The sequence below is a fragment of the Pseudomonas sp. BTN1 genome, assembly GCF_001907715.1.
GTDB classification, from domain to species: Bacteria; Pseudomonadota; Gammaproteobacteria; order Pseudomonadales; family Pseudomonadaceae; genus Aquipseudomonas; species Aquipseudomonas paracarnis.
In genome coordinates this window covers 58,402-80,889 of record NZ_MPBM01000019.1, presented here as the reverse complement: position 1 = coordinate 80,889, position 22,488 = coordinate 58,402, and the positions used below count along the sequence as shown (strand labels likewise).

Here is a 22,488-nt window from a genome sequence, read left to right as displayed (position 1 = left end):
GGTTAGACGGCAAAGGGCACGAAGTGCGATAAAAAAGGAGGTGGGCGACATGCCCACCTCCTTTGAAGCCTAGCGTATGAGCTGGGTCGTTGCGCCGTGCAGTTTACTTGCGTGCGTTGCGAACACCTTCCGACAGCGCCGCGCACAGGGTCAGTACGCCATCAATGGCTTGCTGGTCGTTCTTGGCCGTGGCGATGTGATCGATCAGCGCCGAACCCACTACCACCCCGTCTGCCAGGCGTGCGATGGCCGCTGCCTGGTCCGGTGTGCGGATACCAAAGCCGATGCTGATCGGCAGGTCGGTATGACGGCGCAGGCGGGTCACGGCTTCTTCGACGTGTTCCAGAGTGGCGGCGCCCGCCCCGGTGACACCGGCGACCGACACGTAATACACAAACCCGGAGCTGCCGTTGAGCACAGTAGGCAGGCGCACATCATCGGTGGTCGGCGTGGTCAGGCGGATAAAGTCGATGCCTGCGGCCTGGGCCGGGTCGCACAGCTCGCCGTTGTGCTCGGGGGGCATGTCCACCACGATCAGGCCGTCGACGCCAGCTGCCTTGGCATCGGCAATGAACTGCGACACGCCATATTTATGGATCGGGTTGAAATAGCCCATCAACACCAGCGGCGTGTCGTTGTTGTCCTGGCGGAACTCGCGAACCATCTGCAGGGTTTTCAACAGGTTCTGTTTGGCGGCCAGCGCGCGGATATTGGCCAGTTGAATGGCCGGGCCGTCGGCCATCGGGTCGGTGAAGGGCATGCCCAGTTCGATCACGTCGGCGCCAGCGGCCGGCAAGCCCTTGAGGATCGCCAGCGAGGTGTCATAGCCGGGGTCGCCAGCGGTGACGAAGGTCACCAGGGCGGCGCGGTTTTGTTCTTTAAGTTGCGCAAAGCGCGTTTGCAGGCGGCTCATCAGTGTTTCTCCTGCTTGGACTGTTCCATATGGTGCATCACGGTCTGCATGTCTTTGTCGCCACGGCCCGAGAGATTGACCACCATCAGATGATCCTTGGGCAAGTTTGGCGCGCGCTTGAATACTTCAGCCAGGGCGTGGGCGCTTTCCAGGGCAGGAATGATCCCTTCCAGGCGGCAGCATTTGTGGAAGGCTTCCAGGGCTTCGTCGTCCGTTACCGACGTGTATTGGACGCGGCCAATGTCATGCAACCAGGCGTGTTCCGGGCCGATGCCGGGGTAGTCCAGGCCTGCGGAAATCGAGTGGGCGTCGATGATCTGGCCGTCGTCGTCCTGCAGCAGGAAGGTGCGATTGCCGTGCAGCACGCCCGGGACGCCGCCGTTGAGGCTGGCGGCGTGCTTGCCGGTTTCGATGCCATGGCCTGCGGCTTCAACGCCGATGATCTCGACGCTGGTGTCATCCAGGAACGGGTGGAACAGGCCCATGGCGTTGGAACCGCCGCCGATGCACGCCACCAGGCTGTCCGGCAGGCGGCCTTCCTGGGCTTGCAGCTGGGTGCGGGTTTCCTTGCCGATCACGGCCTGGAAGTCGCGCACCATCGCCGGGTATGGGTGTGGGCCGGCCACGGTGCCGATCAGGTAGAAGGTGCTGTCGACGTTGGTGACCCAGTCGCGCAGGGCTTCGTTCATGGCGTCTTTGAGGGTGCCGGTGCCGGCGACCACGGGGATGACCTCGGCGCCCAGCAGCTTCATGCGAAACACGTTGGCCTGCTGGCGCTCGATGTCGGTGGTGCCCATGTAGATCACGCATTGCAGGCCAAAGCGCGCCGCCACAGTTGCGGTGGCCACGCCGTGCATGCCGGCGCCGGTCTCGGCGATGATGCGTTTCTTGCCCATGCGCCGGGCCAGCAGGATCTGGCCGATGCAGTTGTTGATCTTGTGCGCGCCGGTGTGGTTGAGCTCTTCGCGCTTGAGGTAGATCTTGGCGCCGCCGCAGAACTCGGTGAGGCGTTCGGCAAAGTACAGCGGGCTTGGGCGTCCGACATAATCGCGCTGAAAGTAGGCCAATTCTTCGTTAAACGCCGGATCTACCTTCGCCGCTTCGTATTCACGGGCCAGGTCGAGAATCAACGGCATCAGGGTTTCAGCGACGTAGCGGCCGCCGAACGCACCAAACAGGCCGTTGGCGTCGGGGCCGTTGCGTAGATCGGTCTGGGACTGAGTCATGGGACGCTCCAGGAAAAATGTGTTTAAAGGCAATGACGGTCACTCTACTCGTGACGCCCTGGCCTGAAAACCGATAAGATCGCCGTAACCTGTCAGGAAAACTCACAGATGAGTCGTAATCTCCCGCCCCTTAATGCCCTGCGCGCTTTTGAAGCCACTGCTCGCCTTAACAGCGTCAGCCAGGCTGCGCAGCTATTGCACGTGACCCACGGTGCTGTCAGCCGGCAGTTGAAAGTACTGGAGGAGCATTTGGGCGTGAGCCTGTTCGTCAAGGATGGACGCGGCCTTAAACTCACAGATGCTGGCGTCAGGCTACGAGATGCCAGCAGCGAGGCTTTTGAGCGGTTGCGCGACGTGTGCGCCGAACTCACCCAACGCGGCGCTGATGCGCCCTTCGTTCTTGGCTGTTCAGGCAGCTTGCTGGCGCGTTGGTTTATCCCTCGGCTGGGGCGGTTGAATGCCGACTTGCCGGATTTACGCCTGCACCTGTCGGCGGGCGAAGGCGATCTGGACCCGCGCCGTCCGGGGCTGGATGCCCTGCTGGTATTCGCTGAGCCGCCTTGGCCGGCGGACATGCAAGTGTATGAATTGGCCAGCGAGCGTATCGGCCCGGTCTTGAGCCCCCGCTTCGCCGGTTTTGAACACCTGTGTCAGGCCCCAGCGTCGGAACTGCTGGAGCAACCCTTGCTTCACACCACGTCAAGGCCGCAAGCCTGGCCCAGTTGGGCACGGCAACACGGCATCGAACCCGGTGCGCTGAAGCTCGGCCAGGGGTTTGAGCATTTGTATTATTTACTGGAAGCGGCGGTTGCCGGCTTGGGAGTGGCAATTGCGCCAGAACCGCTGGTGGCAGAGGACCTGCGAGCGGGTCGCCTGGTGGCGCCGTGGGGGTTCAGTGAAACCCCGGCGCACCTGGCGTTGTGGCTACCCAAGCGCGCCGCAGACGGGCGCGCCGGGCAGTTGGCGCAATGGCTCAAGGCTGAGCTGTTGCGTCAACCGGTGTAACCGGTCAATCAGTCACCGCGCTTGCACAGCAGGTAAGCCGCCAGCAGGCCCAGCGCGCCCACGGCGACGCCAGCGGTCGTCCATGGGTGCTCTTGTGCGTAGTCACGGGTGGCAGCGCTGGTTTCGCGGATTTTGACTTTGCTTTCTTCGTAGGCGTCGCTGATCAGATGGCGAGAGTGCTTGAGCGCGTTCTCGGCATTGCTCTTCAAGGCCTTCAGCGTTTTGCGCGACTCATCGGACGCGTCGTCCTTGAGGCTCTCCAGAGATTTGAGCAGGCTCGAAATCTCGGCTTCCATGCTTTCCAGCGACGCTTTGCGTAAAGAAGTGTTGGCCATGTGGACATCTCCTGAAGTGATTGAGTGGCGTGTGTAGATACCGACTGCGCCGGTTTCAGAAAGTGCAGTAATTCTGAACTTTCGCCTCCCAACGGTCGCCTGAAGCAGTACGCACATTCGCTGCTAGTCTTGATTGACGACCTAAAGGAGAAACGCCATGAGTGATCATCACACATACAAGAAAGTCGAACTGGTAGGCTCTTCCACCACCAGCATCGAAGACGCGATCAACAATGCCCTGGCCGAAGCCAACAAGAGCATCAAGCATCTGGAATGGTTTGAGGTGACCGAAACCCGTGGTCACATCAAGGATGGCAAGGCTGCACACTTCCAGGTCACGCTCAAAGTGGGATTCCGCATTGCCAGTAGTTGATCGGCAGAGTTGAACTTTGCCCGCTGGCCGATTGCCATAACCTGCGCTACAAACAACGGGTGCCGACGCGATGAGCGTCGGCACGCTCTTTTTGATCAGCGCAAGGAAAGTAACGGATGAAGAAGTTTCTGTTAGCGGTAGGGTTGTTGAGCATTGCGGGTACCGCTATGGCGGCGGGCAAGCCTTGTGAAGAGTTGAAAAGCGAAATCGCAGCGAAAATCGACGCCAAGGGTGCTTCGGGGTATTCGCTGGAAGTGGTGGACAAAGGTGCTACGCCAAGTGACCACACAGTAGTTGGCACCTGCGAAGGTGGCACCAAGGAAATTGCCTACAAGCGCGGTTAATCTCGTGTTGTGGACATAAAAACCGACGCAAGTGCGTCGGTTTTTTTCGCTTGGATTTCAGCCCTTCATCACTTGTGCGAGCAGCTCGTAGGAATGAATCCGGTCGGCGTGCTCATACAGGTCACTGGTAAAAATCAGCTCATCAGCGCCGGTCTGCTCGATCAACACCTCCAGCTTGCCGCGAATCTTCGCCGGGCTGCCCACCATGGCCAGGCCGAGGAAGCTGCCCACCGCGTCTTTTTCGTGAGGCAACCACAGGCCGTCCATGGTTTTTACTGGAGGGCGCTGCACCAGGCTCTGGCCGCGCATCAACGCGAGAATACGCTGGTACACCGAGGTGGCCAGGTAATCGGCCTGCTCATCGGTGTCCGCGGCCACCAGCGGAATGCCGAGCATCACGTAGGGCTTGTCCAGCACCGCCGAAGGCTTGAAGTGATTGCGGTACACGCGAATTGCTTCGTGCATCAGGCGCGGCGCGAAATGGGAGGCGAAGGCGTAAGGCAAGCCACGCTCACCGGCCAATTGCGCGCTGAACAGGCTTGAACCCAGCAGCCACACTGGCACATTGGTGCCGGTGCCCGGTACCGCGATAACCCGTTGGTCGGGCGTACGCGGGCCCAAGTAGGCCATCAGCTCGGCCACATCTTCGGGGAAGTCATCGGCACTGCCGGAGCGCTCACGGCGTAGGGCGCGGGCGGTCATCTGGTCGGAACCGGGGGCGCGCCCCAGGCCCAGGTCGATACGGCCAGGGTAGAGGCTTTCCAGGGTGCCGAACTGCTCGGCGATCACCAGTGGCGCGTGGTTAGGCAGCATCACCCCGCCGGAACCCACGCGAATGGTCGAGGTGCCGCCTGCCAGGTAACCGAGCAGTACCGAGGTAGCCGAACTGGCGATACCGTCCATATTGTGGTGCTCGGCTACCCAGAAACGGTGGTAGCCGAACTTCTCCACATGCTGGGCCAGGTCCAGGGAATTACGCAGGGACTGCGCCGGGTTGCCGTCGGCGCGCACGGGCACGAGGTCAAGGGTCGAGAATTTTACGTCGGACAGCGATTTCATAAGCCTGCTTCTCCAATTGGGCGCACAGGCTTTTTTAAACGAGCCAAAACCTGCCGCTGCATGTGCATACCCTATGCAATGAGGGCATATACCCGAGATTCAATAGTAACCGCCAAATTTCCTACTTAATCACTAGGTTTTTCTTACAAGTGAACTTTGCCGCGGCGTCTATCCTCAGAACCCTTACCGACGCAAAACCACCGTTCGAGGAGAAAGCTATGAGTATCGTTAAAAAGGCATCCGCGCATTGGGAAGGTGACCTGAAGACTGGCCTGGGCTCCATTTCCACCGAAACCGGCGTGCTGCGCGAAGCGCCCTACGGCTTCAAGGCCCGCTTCGAGGGCGGCAAGGGTACCAACCCTGAAGAATTGATCGGCGCGGCTCACGCCGGCTGTTTCTCCATGGCGTTTTCCATGATTCTTGGCGACGCCGGGCTCAAGGCTGACAGTATCGACACCCAGGCCGAAGTGACCCTGGACCAGGTCGAGGGCGGCTTTGCGATTACAGCAGTGCATCTGATCCTGAAGGCCAAAATTCCAGGCGCGAGCCAGGCGCAGTTCGATGAACTGAGCAAAAAGGCCAAGGAAGGGTGCCCGGTGTCCAAGGTGCTGAATGCAACCATCACCTTGGATGCCACGCTGGTCAACTGACACAGCAGTCATCTTGTGTGGGAGCGGGCTTGCTCGCGAATGCGGTGGATCAGCCGATATCTTCGGTGCCTGATACTGCGTATTCGCGAGCAAGCCCGCTCTCACATTTTTGGTGCTGCGTTAAATTAGAACTCGTGTTTGCAAAATGTGGTCGAATAGCCCATGCAGCCTAGGCGCACACTCGTGCGCAGCGCATTCAGGGAGCTCCACACATGAAACGTTTTGCCTTGGCAATCATCTGCGGTGTATTGGCCACTTCGGCCGTGGCCGCGCCAAAAGATTGTGAAGAGCTCAGGAAAGAAATCGAAGTGAAGATCCAGGCCAAGGCGATTCCGTCCTACACCCTGGAAATCATCACCGCCGAAGAAGCCAAGAACCATGACGAAGCCATGATTGTCGGCTCATGCGAAAACGGCACCAAGCGCATCATCTATCAAAAGAACAACGACTGACTTAGATGCAGTTCACGCTGCGCTCTTCGGCCAATAGCTGGCGGGTTGAGTCGTACAGCCGGATGTTGGGCGTGAACGCCAGTGATCGCCCTTCCAGCACATAGTGCTGGCCGGCCTGAAAGTGGTCGTACTGCAGCGTCATGAAGCAGGTGCGATACATCATCTGGCTGAGGCCACCCAGGCCGCCGCCGGCGGGCACTTCAAAGTCAAAGCGCACCATCAGCTCGTGAGGGCCGGGAGGCATTTGAAAAAAGCGCCCGTCGTCGAGGTTTTTCCCGTCCAGGCGCTGAGCCATCACCAACTTGGAACCCGGTGTCGGCGTGGTGAAATCCACCCAGGCCTGCTGCGGGTCCACAGGGGGGATGGGGGTATAGGCGCAAGCGCTGAGGAACACAGCGGCGAGGGGAAGCACAAGCTGGCGCATGGCAGGTACTCAACACGAAGAGAGGCTTGAGTATAAACACGCCATGCCGTGGAAAAATCCCCTGCAAGCGCGATAGTCTGGCGAACCCATCATCCAGGAGCAGTCAGGGCATGATCAGGCGTTTTCTTCCAGGGCTGATGGTTGTGCTGCTCAGCGGCTGCTCCAGTGTCAGTTATTACAGCCAGTTGGCGAGTGGCCAGTGGCAGCTGTTGCGGGCCCGGGAGCCGGTTGCCGAGGTCATCGCCGACCCTGCTCGCCCGCCAGTGCTGCGCGAGCATCTGGCTCAATCGCAGAGAGCCCGAACCTTTGCCAGTGAACAGCTGCATCTGCCTGACAACCAAAGTTATCGGCTGTATGCCGATATCGGCCGGCCCTATGTGGTCTGGAATGTCTTTGCCACGCAGGAATTTTCTCTGTCACCACAGAACCATTGCTTTCCCATCGCCGGTTGCGTCGCCTATCGCGGCTACTACAACCAAGGCGCTGCGCGGGGCGAGGCGGCGCTGTTGCGGCAGCAGGGCATGGATGTGTCGATTGGTGGCGTGGAGGCCTATTCCACCCTGGGCTGGTTCAACGACCCGATCATGAGTTCGATGATGAGCTGGGGCGATGAGCGCCTCGCCACGCTGATCTTCCATGAGCTGGCCCACCAGCGCTTCTACGTGAAAGACGACACCGAGTTCAACGAGTCCTATGCCAGTTTTGTCGAGCAGGAAGGCACCCGACAATGGCGTGCGGCGCGGGGCCTGGCGCCTGTCGGCGATGCGGCGTTGAAGCAACGCGATCAATTTATCCGGCTGATTCTCGATACCCGCAAACGTCTGGAGGCGTTGTACGCGCAGCCGTTGGCGGCGGACGCCATGCGCCGGGCCAAAGCGGCGCAATTCGAGCAGTTGCGCAGCGAATACCGGCGCCTGCGCGATAGCCAATGGGGTGGTGACAAGCGTTATGACGCCTGGATCAACCAGCCGATGAATAACGCGCGGCTTTTGCCGTTTGGGTTGTATGACCAATGGGTGCCGGCGTTTGCGGCGTTGTTTGCGCGGGAAGGCGGGGATTGGGTGAGGTTTTATGCGGCGGTGGAGAAGTTGGGTGAGCTGCCGGTGGAGCAGCGTAAGGCGGCGTTGAGGCAGTTGGAGAGGGTTGGCCGTTAGGGCCTTATCGCAGGCAAGCCAGCTCCCACAGTTGACCGATTTTCAACATGAGAATGCGGTCAACTGTGGGAGCTGGCTTGCCTGCGAAAGCGGTCTCAAGGACGCTGCAAAAACGCCTGATGCATCTGGTCCAACGTCTCGAAATGCCAGGTCGGCGCCTCGGCATTCAGCTCTTCAAAACTACCAAACCCATACCCCACGGCGACCGAATCCAGCCCATTACTGCGTGCCCCGATCAGGTCATGCTTGCGATCACCGATCATCAAGGTGGTGGCCGGGTCCAGTTGTTCCTCACGCATCAAATGCGCGATCAATTCCACCTTGTTGGTACGCGTGCCGTCCAACTCGCTGCCGTAGATCACCTTGAAGTGCTTGGCAAAGTCGAAATGCCGCGCAATCTCGCGGGCAAATTCCCACGGTTTGGAGGTGGCGATGTACAGCTGGCGCCCTTGGCTGTTCAACTCTTCCAACAACGGCATGACCCCGTCGAACACGCGGTTTTCATACAGTCCGGTAACCTTGAAGCGCTCGCGGTAGAAATTCACCGCCTCCCATGCCTTGGCCTCGTCGAAGGCGTAAAACTGCATGAACGCCTGCAACAAGGGCGGGCCGATGAAGTGTTCGAGCTTGGTCAGGTCGGGCTCATCAATGCCCAGTTTGGCCAGGGCGTACTGGATCGAACGGGTAATGCCCTCGCGCGGGTCGGTGAGGGTGCCGTCCAGGTCGAACAGGACGGTGGGGTGATGCAGGGTCATTGATCGAATCCTTCGGCCAGGTGCAGGTCTTTGAGCTTCACGTAGTTCGCCGCGCTGTAGGTGAAAAAGGCGCGCTCTTTGTCAGTCAATGCGCGAACCTGCTTAACCGGGCTGCCCACATACAAAAAACCGCTGTCGAGTTTCTTGCCTGGCGGCACCAGGCTGCCGGCACCGATGATCACGTCGTCTTCAACCACGGCGCCATCCATCACGATGCTGCCCATGCCGATCAGGACGCGGCTACCTACGGTGCAGCCATGCAGCATGACCTTATGGGCGATGGTCACATCGTCGCCGATCAGCAACGGGAAACCCTGCGGATTGAACGGCCCGGCATGGGTGATGTGCAGCACGCAGCCGTCTTGCACGCTGGTGCGCGCACCGATGCGGATGCGGTGCATGTCGCCGCGAATCACTGTCAGCGGCCAAACCGAGCTGTCAGTGCCGATTTCGACATCGCCGATCACCACCGCCGAAATATCGACAAACGCCCCGGCGCCGAGGGTCGGCGTGTGGTTCTGATAGGTGCGAAGGGTCACGATAGCCTCTCTCTGTTGTGCTGATAGCTGCGGTGGGTGTTGATTGTAATTAAGATGGCCCCATCTTTGTTCTACATGTTTCTTCAGCCAAGGTGCCAACCGTGAGCGCGAACAACCCTCTTTTGCAGTCCTACGACCTGCCGCCGTTCTCGGCGATCCGTGCCGAGCACGTCCAGCCGGCCATCGAACAGATCCTCGCCGACAACCGCGTGGCAATCGCAGAGATCCTGCAAAGCCAGGGTAAAAATCCGACGTGGGCCGGCCTGGTCCTGGCCATGGATGAACTCAATGATCGCCTCGGCGCGGCCTGGAGCCCGGTCAGCCATCTCAATGCCGTGTGCAACAGCGCCGAACTGCGCGAAGCCTACGAGGCGTGCCTGCCGGCCTTGAGCGCTTACTCCACCGAAATGGGCCAGAACCGTGAGCTGTTCCAGGCCTTCGAAGCCCTGGCCAACAGCCCGGAAGCTGCCGGTTTCGATGTGGCACAAAAAACCATTCTGGAGCACTCCCTGCGTGACTTCCGCCTGTCGGGTATCGACTTGCCGCCGGAGCAGCAAAAACGCTACGCCGAGGTACAGAGCAAGCTGTCCGAGCTGGGCAGCAAATTCTCCAACCAGTTGCTGGACGCCACCCAGGCCTGGACCAAACACGTCACCGATGAAGCCACCCTCGCCGGCCTGACCGATTCGGCCAAGGCGCAAATGGCCGCCGCCGCTCAGGCCAAGGGCCTCGACGGCTGGCTGATCACCTTGGAATTCCCCAGCTACTACGCCGTCATGACCTACGCCCAGGACCGTGCCCTGCGTGAAGAGGTGTACGCCGCCTACTGCACCCGTGCCTCGGACCAAGGCCCGAATGCCGGTCAGAACGATAACGGCCCGGTGATGGAACAGATCCTCGACCTGCGTCAGGAACTGGCCCAATTGTTGGGTTATGCGTCGTTCTCCGAGTTGAGCCTGGCCACCAAGATGGCCGAATCCAGCGACCAGGTGCTCAGCTTCCTGCGTGACCTGGCCAAGCGCAGCAAGCCGTTTGCCGCCCAGGACCTGCAGCAACTCAAGGCCTATGCCGCCGAGCAAGGCTGCGCCGATCTGCAAAGCTGGGACAGCGGTTTCTACGGCGAAAAACTGCGTGAGCAGCGCTACAGCGTGTCCCAGGAAGCGCTACGCGCCTACTTCCCCATCGACAAAGTGCTGGGCGGCCTGTTTGCCATTGTGCAGCGCCTGTACGGCATCGAGATCGCCGAGCTTAAAGGCTTCGACACCTGGCACCCGGATGTGCGCTTGTTCGAGATCAAGGAGAACGGCGAGCACGTCGGACGTTTCTTCTTCGACCTGTACGCCCGCGCCAACAAGCGTGGCGGTGCCTGGATGGATGGCGCCCGTGACCGCCGCCGTACCGTTGATGGCGTGCTGCAAAGCCCCGTCGCCAACCTGGTGTGCAACTTCACTCCGGCCGACAGCGGCAAGCCTGCCCTGCTGACCCACGATGAAGTCACCACCCTGTTCCACGAATTCGGCCATGGCCTGCATCACCTGCTCACCCGCGTGGAACATGCCGGCGTATCCGGTATCAACGGTGTGGCGTGGGACGCGGTGGAACTGCCGAGCCAATTCATGGAGAACTGGTGCTGGGAGCCTGAAGGCCTGGCGCTGATCTCCGGCCACTACGAAACCGGCGAGCCCCTGCCCCAGGACTTGCTGGAGAAAATGCTCGCGGCGAAAAATTTCCAGTCCGGCCTGATGATGGTGCGTCAGCTGGAGTTCTCACTGTTCGACTTTGAACTGCACGCCACCCATGGCGATGGTCGCAGTGTGGCCCAGGTGCTTGAAGGCGTGCGCGATGAAGTCTCGGTCATGCGCCCACCGGCCTACAACCGCTTCCCCAACAGCTTCGCTCACATTTTCGCCGGCGGTTATGCGGCGGGCTACTACAGCTACAAGTGGGCCGAAGTGCTGTCGGCGGATGCGTTCTCCAAGTTTGAGGAAGACGGCGTGCTCAACGCCCAGACCGGGCGTGCCTTCCGTGAAGCCATCCTGGCGCGTGGCGGTTCCCAGGCGCCGATGGTGCTGTTCGTCGACTTCCGCGGACGCGCGCCGTCGATTGACGCACTCTTGCGCCACAGCGGCCTGAGTGAGGACGCAGCAGCATGAGTGAAGGGCCTGTGATCACCAAAAAGCAATTTATCGCCGGGGCGGTCTGCCCGGCGTGCAGCGAGCCGGACAAGTTGAAGATGTGGACCGAAGACAGCGTGCCGCACCGCGAATGCGTGGCCTGCGGGTATACCGATACGCTGAATGATCAAGGCCTGTCGGTGCCCAAGGAGTTGGGCACTAGGGTCAATACCACCGCGTTGAAAGCGCCGGCGGATCCTAAAGTGCAGGCAGTGCAGTTCTTCCCGAACCCGAAGCTGAAAAAAGACTAAAACCGCACCCCCTGTAGGAGCGAGCTTGCTCGCGAAAAACGTTAACGATAACGCGCGCTATCCTGGATAAGCGCGGCGCTGTTGAGTTTTTCGCGAGCAAGCTCGCTCCTACAGTTGTTTCTCTGCCTGGCCCGTTGTGGTGATCCAGTCTTTCATTGAGCACAACGCAAACGCGCTGGTGCTGCAATCCCCATTTGCTAAAGCTGTACGCAACTTGTCGACATCAGCTTTTATCATGTAGCGAACGCCGTCCTTGAAACCATTGCTGCTGCCAAAGCCGCCCAAGGTCATTTCGTTCAGCGCGTCCTCCTTGCTCCACCCTTGAACCACCACCCGATACATCGCTGCCATCAGGCCGGTGCGGTCGGCGCCGTGCTTGCAATGCATCAACACCGGGCCATCGGCCTCTGCTGCCTGAATCGCCCTGATCGCCGCCAGCACGTCGGCATCGTCGACGTGGTTGGTGCGATAACTCAACTGCACCTGTTTGATATCAGATGATTGGAGCCACTGCGCATCAGATTCCGGCAGGAAGTTGATGACCGTAGCGATCTTGAGCGTGTGCAACAGCGGCAGCGCACGCTCGTCCGGCAATGCACTGCGATAGAGCGTGGGTGTCATTTGATGCAGGTTGTATTGGTTACCCACCGGCTGGGCCCATTCCGGCGAGCGGATCGACGCAGCCTCATCGGCTTGTACGGTGTTGAGCAGGCTCATGAGCGCCAGGCCGAGAGCGAGCAGTATGCGTGTGTTGAACATGAACGTTGTGACCGAGCGAGGAAGTGGTTGATGGGCCACAGACTCACTCACGGCGGGTCAATAAGGCGTGAGGTTCGCGTCAAAGAATCGTGATACTTGCTATCTGATCCGGTGTTTTTGTCGCCGAATTGACGCCTCTGAATTCTTAGCCTGCTATCATTTGTAACTAATGTTTGCCATTGTGCTGTGTCTGCTTGGATCCAATTAGCGGCAAAGCCTTCACGCTGCTCCCAGAAGCGGCGGATAAACCCGTGACCACATGATGAGGTGTACCCATGTCTGATCAAGATCAAGACAACCCCCGGCGTGACTTTTTACGCAAATCCTTGACCTTGATCCCGGTGGTCACGGTTGCCAGCACCGGCCTTGGCGGTTCGATGTTGATGGCCACTCCGGAACCGGCCCAGGCCGAGCCGGCCAAACCCGCGGTCAGCGACAAAGCCTACGAGCCAAGCTATTTCACGGCCGAGGAATGGGCGTTTATCAACGCCGCCGTCGAGCGCTTGATTCCCGCTGACGCCCAGGGACCCGGTGCCTTGGAGGCTGGCGCGCCGGAATACATCGACCGCCAGATGAACACCCCTTACGCCAGTGGCGCCCTGTGGTTCATGCAAGGCCCGTTCAACGCCGATGCGGCGCCGGAGATGGGCTGGCAGAGCAAATTGGTGCCCAAGGAGATCTATCGCCTGGGTATTGCTGCGACGGATGCCTGGTCGAAAGCGTTCAACGGTAAAGCTTTTGCTGCGCAAGACAGCGCTACCCGAGACGATATGCTTAGGCGTCTGGAGGCTGGCGGCAGCGAAGTGGCGGCGCACTTCGACGCGGTGCCGCCCAAGATGTTCTTCAACCTTTTGCTGCAAAACACCAAGGAAGGCTTCTTCTGCGACCCTATCCACGGCGGTAATAAAGGCATGGTCGGCTGGACCATGATCGGCTTCCCCGGCGCCCGCGCCGATTTCATGGATTGGGTGGAACGCAACGAGCAATACCCCTTCCCGGCTGTTTCCATTCGCGGCGAGAGGGCGTAAACGTGGCGACCATCATGAAGAAAGTGGATGCAGTGATTGTGGGCTTCGGCTGGACGGGCGCGATCATGGCCAAAGAGCTGACAGAAGCGGGCCTCAACGTGGTAGCGCTGGAGCGCGGCCCGATGCAGGACACTTATCCAGACGGCAACTATCCCCAGGTCATCGACGAATTGACCTACAGCGTGCGTAAGAAGCTGTTCCAGGACATCTCCAAAGAAACGGTGACCATTCGCCACAGCGTGAATGACGTCGCCCTGCCCAATCGTCAGTTGGGCGCGTTCTTGCCGGGTAATGGCGTTGGTGGTGCGGGGCTGCACTGGTCGGGCGTGCATTTTCGCGTTGATCCAATTGAGCTGCGCATGCGCAGCCATTACGAAGAGCGCTACGGGAAGAACTTCATTCCCAAGGACATGACCATCCAGGACTTCGGCGTCAGCTATGAAGAGCTGGAGCCGTTTTTCGATTATGCGGAAAAAGTCTTTGGCACCTCCGGGCAAGCCTGGACGGTCAAGGGCCAACTGGTCGGCGAAGGCCGTGGCGGCAACCCCTACGCGCCGGATCGATCCAACCCGTTTCCGCTTGCGGCGCAGAAAAATACCGTCTCCGCCCAGCTGTTTCAGAAAGCGGCGACCGACGTAGGTTACAAACCTTACAACCTGCCTTCGGCCAACACGTCGGGGCCGTACACCAACCCCTACGGTGCGCAGATGGGCCCGTGCAACTTCTGCGGTTTTTGCAGTGGCTACGTGTGCTACATGTATTCCAAAGCATCGCCAAACGTGAACATCCTGCCGGCCTTGCGCCAGGTGCCCAACTTCGAGCTGCGGCCCAATTCCCACGTGCTCAAGGTCAACCTCGACAGCACCAAGAAGAAAGCCACCGGCGTGACCTACATCGACGCCCAGGGCCGCGAATGTGAACAACCGGCCGACCTGGTGATTCTTGGCGCATTCCAGTTCCATAACGTGCGCCTGATGCTGCTGTCGGGCATCGGCAAGCCCTACGACCCGATTACCAACGAGGGTGTGGTAGGCCGCAACTTCGCCTACCAGAACATGGGCACCATCAAGGCGTTCTTCGACAAGGACACCCACACCAACAACTTTATCGGCGCGGGCGGCAATGGCGTGGCCATCGACGACTTCAACGCCGACAACTTTGACCATGGCCCCCATGGCTTTGTGGGGGGGTCGCCGATGTGGGTCAACCAGGCGGGCAGCCGGCCGATTGCCGGTACGTCCAACCCGCCGGGCACGCCGGCGTGGGGCAGTGCCTGGAAGCGCGCCACCGCCGATTACTACACCCATCAAGTCTCAATGGATTCCCACGGTGCCCATCAGTCCTACCGGAGCAACTACCTGGATCTGGACCCGGTTTACCGCGATGCCTACGGCCTGCCGCTGCTGCGCATGACCTTCGACTGGCAAGAAAACGACATCAAGATGAACCGCTTCATGATGGAAAAAATGGGCAAAGTGGCCCAGGCCATGAACCCCAAGGCCATCGCCGTGCTGGGTAAAAAGGTCGGTGAGCATTTCAATACCGCCTCCTACCAGACCACCCACCTCAACGGTGGCGCGATCATGGGTACCGACCCGAAAACCAGTGCGTTGAACCGCTACTTGCAGAGCTGGGATGTGCACAACGTCTTCGTCCCTGGTGCTTCCGCTTTCCCACAAGGCTTGGGCTACAACCCTACCGGCCTGGTGGCAGCGTTGACCTATTGGTCGGCTCGCGCGATTCGCGAGCAGTACCTCAAAAACCCCGGCCCACTGGTTCAGGCATAAGGAGCGATGACCATGAAAGCATTCGTTATTGCCTCCCTGGCGCTGTTCAGCAGCTGCTCGATCAGCGCTGCCGAAACCGATCTGATCAAACAGGGTGAATACCTGGCGCGCGCCGGCGACTGTGTTGCCTGCCATACCGCCAAGGGTGGCAAGCCCTTCGCTGGCGGCCTGCCGATGGAAACACCGATTGGCGTGATCTATTCCACCAACATCACCCCGGACAAGACCGGCCTGGGCGACTACAGCTTCGAGGATTTCGACAAGGCCGTGCGCCATGGCGTCGCCAAGAACGGTAGTACGCTTTACCCGGCGATGCCCTACCCGTCTTACGCGCGCGTCAGCGACAGCGATATGCAAGCGTTGTATGCGTACTTCATGAAGGGGGTCGAACCGGTCGCCCAGGAAAACAAGGACAGCGATATTCCCTGGCCCCTGAGCATGCGTTGGCCGTTGGCGGCCTGGCGCTGGATGTTTGCCCCGGCAGTCGAGGCGCATCAGCCGCAAGCCGCTGCCGACCCGGTGATCGATCGCGGTGCCTACCTGGTGGAAGGTCTCGGACATTGCGGCGCCTGCCATACGCCGCGTGCCCTGACCATGCAGGAAAAAGCCCTGAGTGCCACGGACGGCAGCGCCTTCCTCTCTGGCAGTGCGCCGTTGGAAGGCTGGATTGCCAAAAGCCTGCGCGGCGACCACAAGGACGGTCTCGGCAGCTGGAGCGAGGAGCAGTTGGTGCAGTTCCTCAAGACCGGTCGCAGCGACCGCAGCGCGGTATTCGGCGGCATGAGTGATGTGGTCGTGCACAGCATGCAGTACATGTCGGAAGATGACCTGACCGCCATCGCCCGTTACCTCAAGAGCCTGCCGGCGGTCGATCCCAAGGATCAGCCGCACCAGTACGACAAGCAGGTAGCGCAAGCGTTGTGGAAGGGGGACGACAGCAAGCCGGGTGCGTCGGTGTATATCGACAACTGCGCGGCCTGCCACCGTACCGACGGCCATGGCTATACGCGGGTATTCCCGGCGCTGGCGGGCAACCCGGTGCTGCAGACGGCAGATGCCACGTCGTTGATCAACATTGTGTTGAACGGCGGCACCTTGCCGGCCACCCATGCGGCGCCGTCAACCTTCACCATGCCGGCGTTTGCCTGGCGTCTGTCGGACCAGGAAGTGGCGGATGTGGTCAGTTTTATCCGTGGCAGTTGGGGCAACCAGGGCGCACCGGTCAAGGCGAGCGATGTGGCGGATCTGCGCAAAAACGATCTGCACACCACCTCGGGCGATGACCTGGGGCAGGTGACGCAAAAGCACTGATAAGTTCGCTGGCCGCCCAACGGCACTGGTCAGAAGCTTCGCGCCTCGATACTGTATATAAAAACAGTATCGAGGCGTTTTCATGTCTACTGCGCTGCCGCCCCGTGGCCGGGGTACGGCCACTAACCTGCACAATCGCTTTGCACCCACCGTCAGCGTGGCCGAGGACGACGGTTGGTACCAGGAAGTGCCGCCGACCCAAGGCACCGAAGTGCGTATCGAAACGGCCAAGACCATCATCACCCGCAACACCTCCCCGGACTTGCCGTTTGATCGGTCCATCAATCCGTATCGCGGTTGTGAACATGGTTGCATCTACTGCTATGCACGGCCAAGCCACGCCTATTGGGACATGTCGCCCGGGCTGGACTTTGAAACCAGATTGATTGCCAAGAGCAACGCGGCCGATGTGCTGGAACAGCAGTTGTCGAAGCCGGGCTACGTGTGTGCGCCGATCAACCTGGGCTCCAATACCGATCCGTACCAGCCAATCGAGCGCGAATACCGGATCACCCGGCAAACCCTTCAAGTCCTGCTGCGCTACCGCCACCCAGTGACGATCATCACCAAGGGCTCGCTGATCCTGCGCGACCTCGACCTGCTGACCGAGTTGGCCCGCCAGCGCCTGGTGGCGGTGATGATCAGCCTCACCAGCCTGGACGATGAGCTCAAGCGCATCTTGGAACCGCGCACCGCAGCGCCCAAGGCACGGCTGCGGGCGATTCGGGTAATGCGCGACGCGGGTATCCCGGTGGGCGTGCTGTGCTCGCCAATGATCCCGATGATCAACGACAGCGAGCTGGAGAGCCTGCTTACCGAAGCTCACGCGGCCGGCGCACAAAGCGCGGCGTATATGATGCTGCGCCTGCCGTTGGAGGTGGCGCCGTTATTCGAGGAGTGGTTGGCGGCCCATTACCCCCAGCGTGCGGCCCATGTGATGAGCCTGGTGCGCCAGGTGCGCGGGGGTGAGGTGTATGACAGCCGGTTTGGCGTGCGCATGCGTGGTGAGGGGCCGTTTGCCGATTTGCTGGCGCAGCGTTTCAGCAAGGCAATCAAGCGCCTGGGGCTGAATCGGCGGGAAGGGTTCAACCTCGATTGCACGGTGTTTTGCCCACCGGGCAGGCAGATGACTTTGTTGTAGACTGATGGAGAGACGTGCACCTTTGCTGTAGGAATAGTCGCGTTTTGACATCACTGAAACCCGCGTTCTAGAGCGGTTCATTCAGTTTGAGTTAAGTTTCGACGGTTACCTTGTTCAGCGAGTGACTGATGAGTCGGCGGCCTGGCCGGTGCTTGTTTTACAACTATTTCACCGCCATGGCGTCGAACTGACCTGAACCCTCCCCTGCATTGATCAAGAGGATGAATCATGAGTGACAAGGATAAACAGCCGTTGGCTGCGTCGGCTTCAGCCCCTCAGGTGGCGGAATCCGCCGATGCAGCGCTGCAGCATATCGTTGACGGCTTTTTGCATTTCCATCACGACGTCTTCCCCCAGCAGGAAGAACTCTTCAAGAAACTCGCCACCGCCCAGAGCCCACGGGCGATGTTCATCACCTGCGCCGACTCGCGCATCGTGCCCGAGCTGATTACCCAAAGCTCCCCAGGCGACCTGTTCGTGACCCGTAACGTCGGTAACGTGGTGCCGCCTTACGGCCAGATGAACGGTGGTGTTTCCACGGCCATCGAGTACGCGGTGCTCGCCCTTGGCGTACAGCACATCATCGTGTGCGGGCATTCGGACTGCGGCGCCATGCGTGCGGTGCTCAACCCCGACAGCCTGGAGAAGATGCCAACGGTCAAGGCCTGGTTGCGTCACGCCGAGGTCGCCAAGACAATGGTCCATGACAACTGCGACTGCGCCAACGAAGGCGAGAGCATGGCGGTGCTGACCGAAGAAAACGTTATCGCCCAACTGCAACATTTGCGCACCCACCCTTCCGTGGCTTCGCGCATGGCCAATGGTCATTTGTTTATCCATGGTTGGATCTACAACATCGAGACCAGCGAAATCCGGGCCTACGATGCGGAAAAAGCGGCGTTCCGACCGCTGAACGGCACCGAGCCGATCCCTTCAGCGACGCCTAAAGCGCGCTTCTAAAACACTTCCCTGCCGGGTAATGCGGTGGCTGCCATGGATGCAGCCAGGCTTTACCGCGCCCGGCGAATGCCTCGGGAGAGTCATCATGCGTGCTGCTCAATTGAAAGCTGTATTGCCACGGGAGCTGCTCGCCTCGGTGGTTGTTTTTCTGGTCGCCTTGCCACTGTGCATGGGCATCGCGATTGCGTCCGGCATGCCGCCGGCCAAAGGCCTGATCACTGGCATCATCGGCGGCTTGGTGGTGGGCTGGCTGGCCGGCTCGCCGCTGCAAGTCAGCGGCCCGGCGGCGGGTCTGGCGGTACTGGTGTTCGAACTGGTGCGCCAGCACGGCATGCTGATGCTGGGGCCGATCCTGTTGCTGGCCGGCTTCCTGCAATTGGTGGCCGGGCGTTTACGCCTGGGCTGCTGGTTTCGCGTCACCGCGCCGGCGGTGGTCTACGGCATGTTGGCCGGTATTGGCGTGTTGATCGTGCTGTCGCAGATCCATGTGATGCTCGACGGCGCGCCCAAGCCGTCAGGGCTGGATAACCTCGCAGGCTTCCCGGCAGCGCTGGCTGAAGCGATTCCTACCTTCGGCGGCGGCCTCGGCTGGCAGGCTGGCGTACTCGGCCTGTCGACGATGTTGGTGATGTACCTGTGGGACAAATTCCGCCCGCAACAACTGCGGTTTGTGCCTGGCGCGTTGCTTGGCGTGGGCCTGGCCACTGTCGCCAGCCTAGTGCTGGCGTTGCAGGTCAAGCGAGTGGAAGTCCCGGAAAACCTGGCGGACGCTATCGACTGGCTGCGCCCCAGCGACCTGCTGAACCTGGCAGATCCACAGCTTTTGATCGCGGCATTCGCCGTGGCGTTTATTGCCAGTGCCGAAACCCTGCTGTCTGCCGCAGCGGTGGACCGCATGCACAGTGGTCAACGTTCAGATTTCGACAAGGAATTGTCGGCCCAAGGCGTGGGCAACATGCTCTGCGGCCTGGTGGGTGCATTGCCAATGACCGGCGTGATCGTACGCAGCTCGGCTAACGTCCAGGCTGGTGCTACCACGCGTCTGTCGGCGATGTTCCATGGCCTGTGGTTGCTGGGTTTCGTGCTTTTGCTGTCGAGCGTGCTGCAGAGCATTCCGGTCGCGAGCCTGGCGGGTGTGCTGGTATACACCGGGATCAAGCTGGTAGACGTCAAGGCGTTCAAGGCGCTGGGGCGCTATGGGCGGATGCCGATGTTCACCTATGCGGCCACCGCGCTTGCAATCATCTTTACCGATTTGCTGACCGGCGTGCTGGTGGGCTTCGGGCTCACATTGCTCAAGTTGGCCTTCAAGGCCTCGCGCCTGAAAGTCAGCCTGATCGACCTGCCCCAGGAAGGTGAGATGGAGCTGCGTTTGACGGGGGCGGCGACCTTTCTGAAGGTGCCGGCGTTGACTCAGGTTTTGTCGGCGGTGCCTGCGGGGACCACCCTGCATGTGCCGTTGAGCAACTTGAGTTACATCGACCACTCTTGCCTGGAGTTGCTGGAAGAATGGGGCCGGGCCAACGCGGCCAAGGGCTCGACGTTGGTGATCGAGGCGCGTGGGTTGAAGCGTCGGCTGGAAGGTCGGGTGCGAACGACAGTGGGGATCGGCTCAGCGCCTGCCTGACCCCTCAAAAAACTGTGGGAGCCGGGCTTGCCCGGCTCCCACATTGGATCCCTATCGGATCTGAAGTCTACGCAGGCTGATCCAGCGACAGCTCAACCCCAAGCTGGCGCGACAGGCATGGCCAGCGCTTCCAGGACGCTTCGGTCTGCGGGCTCTTGAGCTGTTCGCGATAGGCCTCGACCGACTCCAGCGCAAAGCTTTCCTCGTTAAGCATCTCATCCACCGCCAGGTGCACGGCTTCATCCAATTGATTGGCGAAGTCTTCACCGATCAGTTGATGGGCGATCACGTTGGCCACGGTGGTATCCGCTGGAATCAACGGCTGGCCAAAATGCTTGATATACAGATCGTTTACTTCTTCGACCAGGCGATGCGCCAGGTAGGCCTCATCCAGCAGGCCATCAAGGCCGTCGTGGCCGGCCAGAATCGCTGGCGGCTGCAGGAAGAAATGTTCAGCGATTTTCAGTACCGGTTTGATCTGGCTTTCAATCCCGGCCTCACGGGCCACGTCATTGGCGGCGTCGAGCAAATCAGGAACCAGGTCGATGTAAGCGGTCACAAAACGGGTCATGACCATGTTGCGATCACCGTCAGCCAGGGCGATGGACGAATGCAGGTGCGGCACTTGTTTTTTCAGCTGGCTGACGAGCTGGCCGGTGCTGGCTTCGTGTTGATGGGCACGGGAAATCTGCTCGCGCAATGCGGCGGTGTTCATGAGGGCTCCAGTGAAGCAGGCGTAGGAAAAGGGAGAAGATAAGGTAGTTCGTTTATACGAGCGCCTAAGACGCATTTGTCATAATTATTTCATGGTTATAGGCAGGGGTTATATCGAAATGCCATCGTTCGTCGGATAAACGATTCCGCTGCCTATTTTACGGGCTCCGTCTGTCTGTTTCTATTCATTTGCCCCCACACATTGCGGGGTTGCTACGGCTGTCTATACTCGATTTTGTACGCAATTAGCTGATGACGCCCAACTGCATGACGCAGGCAAGGCTTGGCGGTTGTAAGCAGTATGGAAGCCGCTCCCTTCGCCGCAGGTGCAAACCGGCGGGATAACAAGAAACATAAAGGGGAACCCGCAATGACGCGACATCCACACGTTTGGATGGGCCTCCTGTTGTGGTCGGTATTCGGCCAGGCGCACGCCGCCTGGACTACGAATATGGCGCCAGGGGCTACTGAAGTCAGCCACGCTGTGTTTGACCTGCACATGACCATTTTCTGGATCTGTGTGGTGATCGGCATCGTCGTGTTTGGCGCGATGTTCTGGTCGATGATCCTGCACCGTCGGTCCACGGGCCAGGTAGCGGCCAAGTTTCACGAAAGCACCACCGTGGAAATCCTCTGGACCGTGGTGCCCTTGCTGATCCTGGTGGCCATGGCTATTCCGGCCACCAAGACCCTGATCAACATCTACGACAGCAGTGAGTCGGATATCGATATCCAGGTCACCGGCTATCAGTGGAAGTGGCACTACAAATACCTGGGTCAGGATGTGGAGTTCTTCAGCAACCTGGCCACCCCCGCCGAGCAGATCCATAACCAGGCCACCAAGGGTGAGCACTACCTGTTGGAAGTCGACCAGCCGCTGGTATTGCCGGTGGGCGCCAAGGTGCGCTTTCTAGTGACCGCCGCCGATGTGATCCATTCCTGGTGGGTGCCGGCCTTTGCGGTCAAGCGCGACGCCATCCCCGGCTTCGTCAACGAGGCCTGGACCCGCGTCGAGAAGCCCGGCATCTACCGTGGCCAGTGCGCCGAACTGTGTGGCAAGGACCATGGCTTCATGCCCATCGTGGTGGAGGTCAAGTCCAAGGCTGACTACGACACCTGGCTGGGCGAGCGTAAGGAGGAGGCCGCCAAGCTCAAGGAGTTGACCTCCAAGGAATGGACACTGGACGAACTGGTGGCACGTGGCGACAAGGTCTATCACACCACTTGCGTGGCCTGTCACCAGGCCGAGGGCCAAGGCTTGCCACCGATGTTCCCAGCGCTCAAGGGCTCGAAAATCGCCACCGGGCCGGCCAAAGACCATCTGAGCATCGTGTATCACGGCAAGCCCGGCACCGCGATGGCAGCCTTCGGCAAGCAGCTCTCTGAAGTGGATATCGCCGCTGTGGTGACCTATGAGCGTAACGCCTGGGGCAATAACAAAGGCGACATGGTCACGCCCAAAGACGTGCTGGCTCTGAAACAGGCCCAAAGCAAATGACGACTTTCA

Annotated in this window: 24 protein-coding genes; 15 read left to right on the top strand and 9 right to left on the bottom strand. The window is 60.1% G+C overall.

Annotation, left to right across the window (positions count from 1 at the left end):
• Positions 1-103: 103 nt before the first annotated feature.
• Both trpA and trpB read right to left on the bottom strand, forming a co-directional pair.
• On the bottom strand, positions 104-913 hold the full coding sequence (trpA, locus tag BMH52_RS08030; RefSeq protein WP_014716305.1) for a tryptophan synthase subunit alpha: 810 nt from the start codon (positions 911-913) through the stop codon (positions 104-106).
• Entirely contained in the window at positions 913-2,139 is a 1,227-nt protein-coding gene (trpB, locus tag BMH52_RS08025) for a tryptophan synthase subunit beta (RefSeq protein WP_014716306.1), read from the bottom strand. The genes trpA and trpB overlap by 1 nt, the downstream gene beginning before the upstream one ends.
• 108 nt (positions 2,140-2,247) lie before the next feature.
• Here trpB and BMH52_RS08020 point away from each other — a divergent pair, with 108 nt between their 5' ends.
• Positions 2,248-3,144, top strand: coding sequence for a LysR family transcriptional regulator (locus tag BMH52_RS08020; protein ID WP_073843336.1), 897 nt, complete (start codon positions 2,248-2,250; stop codon positions 3,142-3,144).
• 8 nt (positions 3,145-3,152) lie between these two features.
• Here the strand turns inward: BMH52_RS08020 and BMH52_RS08015 are convergent, their stop codons facing one another.
• A complete protein-coding gene (locus tag BMH52_RS08015; RefSeq protein WP_003187304.1) occupies positions 3,153-3,479 on the bottom strand; it encodes a YqjD family protein in 327 nt (108 codons plus the stop codon).
• A 157-nt stretch (positions 3,480-3,636) separates the two neighbouring features.
• Between BMH52_RS08015 and BMH52_RS08010 the strand changes: the two genes are divergently transcribed.
• Together BMH52_RS08010 and BMH52_RS08005 are read left to right on the top strand one after the other, a co-directional pair.
• A complete protein-coding gene (locus BMH52_RS08010) occupies positions 3,637-3,852 on the top strand; it encodes a dodecin (RefSeq protein ID WP_005783406.1) in 216 nt (71 codons plus the stop codon).
• A gap of 116 nt (positions 3,853-3,968) precedes the next feature.
• Entirely contained in the window at positions 3,969-4,196 is a 228-nt protein-coding gene (locus tag BMH52_RS08005) for a DUF1161 domain-containing protein (protein ID WP_014716308.1), read from the top strand.
• Between the two features lie 57 nt (positions 4,197-4,253).
• Here the strand turns inward: BMH52_RS08005 and BMH52_RS08000 are convergent, their stop codons facing one another.
• Entirely contained in the window at positions 4,254-5,255 is a 1,002-nt protein-coding gene (locus BMH52_RS08000; RefSeq protein ID WP_014716309.1) for an LLM class flavin-dependent oxidoreductase, read from the bottom strand.
• Between the two features lie 218 nt (positions 5,256-5,473).
• Here BMH52_RS08000 and BMH52_RS07995 point away from each other — a divergent pair, with 218 nt between their 5' ends.
• Both BMH52_RS07995 and BMH52_RS07990 read left to right on the top strand, forming a co-directional pair.
• Positions 5,474-5,905, top strand: coding sequence for an OsmC family protein (locus tag BMH52_RS07995; protein WP_003187311.1), 432 nt, complete (start codon positions 5,474-5,476; stop codon positions 5,903-5,905).
• 212 nt (positions 5,906-6,117) lie between these two features.
• Entirely contained in the window at positions 6,118-6,357 is a 240-nt protein-coding gene (locus tag BMH52_RS07990) for a DUF1161 domain-containing protein (protein WP_003187312.1), read from the top strand.
• Position 6,358: 1 nt separating this feature from the next.
• On the opposite strand, the gene BMH52_RS07985 is transcribed toward BMH52_RS07990, so the two are convergent.
• A complete protein-coding gene (locus BMH52_RS07985) occupies positions 6,359-6,781 on the bottom strand; it encodes a hypothetical protein (protein ID WP_014716310.1) in 423 nt (140 codons plus the stop codon).
• Positions 6,782-6,891: 110 nt separating this feature from the next.
• On the opposite strand from BMH52_RS07985, the gene BMH52_RS07980 reads away from it, so the two are divergent.
• Positions 6,892-7,935 (top strand): aminopeptidase, encoded by a 1,044-nt coding sequence (locus BMH52_RS07980; RefSeq protein WP_072435312.1) that lies wholly within the window; start codon positions 6,892-6,894, stop codon positions 7,933-7,935.
• Between the two features lie 95 nt (positions 7,936-8,030).
• Here the strand turns inward: BMH52_RS07980 and BMH52_RS07975 are convergent, their stop codons facing one another.
• The gene (locus tag BMH52_RS07975; protein WP_073843334.1) at positions 8,031-8,690 is read right to left on the bottom strand and encodes an HAD family hydrolase; all 660 of its coding nucleotides are present in this window, start codon (positions 8,688-8,690) and stop codon (positions 8,031-8,033) included.
• Positions 8,687-9,229 carry a gamma carbonic anhydrase family protein gene (locus tag BMH52_RS07970; protein ID WP_072435314.1) on the bottom strand — a complete coding sequence of 181 codons (543 nt, stop codon included), beginning with the start codon at positions 9,227-9,229 and terminating at the stop codon, positions 8,687-8,689. The genes BMH52_RS07975 and BMH52_RS07970 overlap by 4 nt, the downstream gene beginning before the upstream one ends.
• Positions 9,230-9,330: 101 nt before the next feature.
• On the opposite strand from BMH52_RS07970, the gene prlC reads away from it, so the two are divergent.
• Positions 9,331-11,382: an oligopeptidase A gene (gene prlC / locus BMH52_RS07965; RefSeq protein ID WP_014716314.1), complete on the top strand. Its 2,052-nt coding sequence runs from the start codon at positions 9,331-9,333 to the stop codon at positions 11,380-11,382.
• Positions 11,379-11,654 (top strand): YheV family putative zinc ribbon protein, encoded by a 276-nt coding sequence (locus tag BMH52_RS07960; protein WP_020301415.1) that lies wholly within the window; start codon positions 11,379-11,381, stop codon positions 11,652-11,654. Before prlC ends, BMH52_RS07960 begins: the two co-directional genes overlap by 4 nt.
• Before the next feature lie 108 nt (positions 11,655-11,762).
• Here the strand turns inward: BMH52_RS07960 and BMH52_RS07955 are convergent, their stop codons facing one another.
• Positions 11,763-12,413, bottom strand: coding sequence for a dual specificity protein phosphatase family protein (locus BMH52_RS07955; protein WP_073843332.1), 651 nt, complete (start codon positions 12,411-12,413; stop codon positions 11,763-11,765).
• A gap of 275 nt (positions 12,414-12,688) precedes the next feature.
• Here BMH52_RS07955 and BMH52_RS07950 point away from each other — a divergent pair, with 275 nt between their 5' ends.
• The 6 genes from BMH52_RS07950 (at position 12,689) to BMH52_RS07925 (ending at position 20,267) form a co-directional block, all read left to right on the top strand.
• Positions 12,689-13,441, top strand: coding sequence for a gluconate 2-dehydrogenase subunit 3 family protein (locus BMH52_RS07950; RefSeq protein ID WP_003187325.1), 753 nt, complete (start codon positions 12,689-12,691; stop codon positions 13,439-13,441).
• Positions 13,442-13,443: 2 nt separating this feature from the next.
• Positions 13,444-15,228 carry a GMC family oxidoreductase gene (locus tag BMH52_RS07945; RefSeq protein ID WP_014716318.1) on the top strand — a complete coding sequence of 595 codons (1,785 nt, stop codon included), beginning with the start codon at positions 13,444-13,446 and terminating at the stop codon, positions 15,226-15,228.
• Between the two features lie 12 nt (positions 15,229-15,240).
• Complete coding sequence (locus BMH52_RS07940) at positions 15,241-16,539, top strand: cytochrome c (RefSeq protein ID WP_014716319.1); 1,299 nt, start codon at positions 15,241-15,243, stop codon at positions 16,537-16,539.
• 82 nt (positions 16,540-16,621) lie between these two features.
• Positions 16,622-17,680, top strand: coding sequence for a PA0069 family radical SAM protein (locus tag BMH52_RS07935; protein WP_073843330.1), 1,059 nt, complete (start codon positions 16,622-16,624; stop codon positions 17,678-17,680).
• A gap of 228 nt (positions 17,681-17,908) precedes the next feature.
• A complete protein-coding gene (locus BMH52_RS07930) occupies positions 17,909-18,640 on the top strand; it encodes a carbonic anhydrase (protein ID WP_073843328.1) in 732 nt (243 codons plus the stop codon).
• 85 nt (positions 18,641-18,725) lie between these two features.
• Positions 18,726-20,267, top strand: a complete 1,542-nt coding sequence (locus tag BMH52_RS07925; protein WP_014716321.1) for a SulP family inorganic anion transporter — start codon at positions 18,726-18,728, stop codon at positions 20,265-20,267.
• Between the two features lie 67 nt (positions 20,268-20,334).
• Here BMH52_RS07925 and BMH52_RS07920 read toward each other — a convergent pair whose 3' ends face one another.
• Positions 20,335-20,982 (bottom strand): hypothetical protein, encoded by a 648-nt coding sequence (locus BMH52_RS07920; RefSeq protein WP_003187334.1) that lies wholly within the window; start codon positions 20,980-20,982, stop codon positions 20,335-20,337.
• A gap of 369 nt (positions 20,983-21,351) precedes the next feature.
• Between BMH52_RS07920 and coxB the strand changes: the two genes are divergently transcribed.
• Positions 21,352-22,479 (top strand): cytochrome c oxidase subunit II, encoded by a 1,128-nt coding sequence (coxB, locus tag BMH52_RS07915; RefSeq protein ID WP_014716323.1) that lies wholly within the window; start codon positions 21,352-21,354, stop codon positions 22,477-22,479.
• Positions 22,480-22,488 lie beyond the last annotated feature (9 nt).

What these genes read in the sequence shown, in the direction of transcription:
- BMH52_RS08020 (WP_073843336.1), top strand. Translation starts at nt 2,248, where the DNA reads ATGAGTCGTAATCTCCCGCCCCTTAATGCCCTGCGCGCTTTTGAAGCC.
- BMH52_RS08015 (WP_003187304.1), bottom strand. Translation starts at nt 3,479, where the DNA reads ATGGCCAACACTTCTTTACGCAAAGCGTCGCTGGAAAGCATGGAAGCC.
- BMH52_RS07990 (WP_003187312.1), top strand. Translation starts at nt 6,118, where the DNA reads ATGAAACGTTTTGCCTTGGCAATCATCTGCGGTGTATTGGCCACTTCG.
- BMH52_RS07925 (WP_014716321.1), top strand. Translation starts at nt 18,726, where the DNA reads ATGCGTGCTGCTCAATTGAAAGCTGTATTGCCACGGGAGCTGCTCGCC.
- BMH52_RS07940 (WP_014716319.1), top strand. Translation starts at nt 15,241, where the DNA reads ATGAAAGCATTCGTTATTGCCTCCCTGGCGCTGTTCAGCAGCTGCTCG.
- trpA (WP_014716305.1), bottom strand. Translation starts at nt 913, where the DNA reads ATGAGCCGCCTGCAAACGCGCTTTGCGCAACTTAAAGAACAAAACCGC.
- BMH52_RS07930 (WP_073843328.1), top strand. Translation starts at nt 17,909, where the DNA reads ATGAGTGACAAGGATAAACAGCCGTTGGCTGCGTCGGCTTCAGCCCCT.
- BMH52_RS08010 (WP_005783406.1), top strand. Translation starts at nt 3,637, where the DNA reads ATGAGTGATCATCACACATACAAGAAAGTCGAACTGGTAGGCTCTTCC.
- BMH52_RS08005 (WP_014716308.1), top strand. Translation starts at nt 3,969, where the DNA reads ATGAAGAAGTTTCTGTTAGCGGTAGGGTTGTTGAGCATTGCGGGTACC.
- coxB (WP_014716323.1), top strand. Translation starts at nt 21,352, where the DNA reads ATGACGCGACATCCACACGTTTGGATGGGCCTCCTGTTGTGGTCGGTA.
- BMH52_RS07985 (WP_014716310.1), bottom strand. Translation starts at nt 6,781, where the DNA reads ATGCGCCAGCTTGTGCTTCCCCTCGCCGCTGTGTTCCTCAGCGCTTGC.
- BMH52_RS07995 (WP_003187311.1), top strand. Translation starts at nt 5,474, where the DNA reads ATGAGTATCGTTAAAAAGGCATCCGCGCATTGGGAAGGTGACCTGAAG.
- BMH52_RS07960 (WP_020301415.1), top strand. Translation starts at nt 11,379, where the DNA reads ATGAGTGAAGGGCCTGTGATCACCAAAAAGCAATTTATCGCCGGGGCG.
- BMH52_RS07975 (WP_073843334.1), bottom strand. Translation starts at nt 8,690, where the DNA reads ATGACCCTGCATCACCCCACCGTCCTGTTCGACCTGGACGGCACCCTC.
- BMH52_RS07920 (WP_003187334.1), bottom strand. Translation starts at nt 20,982, where the DNA reads ATGAACACCGCCGCATTGCGCGAGCAGATTTCCCGTGCCCATCAACAC.
- BMH52_RS07950 (WP_003187325.1), top strand. Translation starts at nt 12,689, where the DNA reads ATGTCTGATCAAGATCAAGACAACCCCCGGCGTGACTTTTTACGCAAA.
- BMH52_RS07955 (WP_073843332.1), bottom strand. Translation starts at nt 12,413, where the DNA reads ATGTTCAACACACGCATACTGCTCGCTCTCGGCCTGGCGCTCATGAGC.
- trpB (WP_014716306.1), bottom strand. Translation starts at nt 2,139, where the DNA reads ATGACTCAGTCCCAGACCGATCTACGCAACGGCCCCGACGCCAACGGC.
- BMH52_RS08000 (WP_014716309.1), bottom strand. Translation starts at nt 5,255, where the DNA reads ATGAAATCGCTGTCCGACGTAAAATTCTCGACCCTTGACCTCGTGCCC.
- BMH52_RS07935 (WP_073843330.1), top strand. Translation starts at nt 16,622, where the DNA reads ATGTCTACTGCGCTGCCGCCCCGTGGCCGGGGTACGGCCACTAACCTG.
- BMH52_RS07980 (WP_072435312.1), top strand. Translation starts at nt 6,892, where the DNA reads ATGATCAGGCGTTTTCTTCCAGGGCTGATGGTTGTGCTGCTCAGCGGC.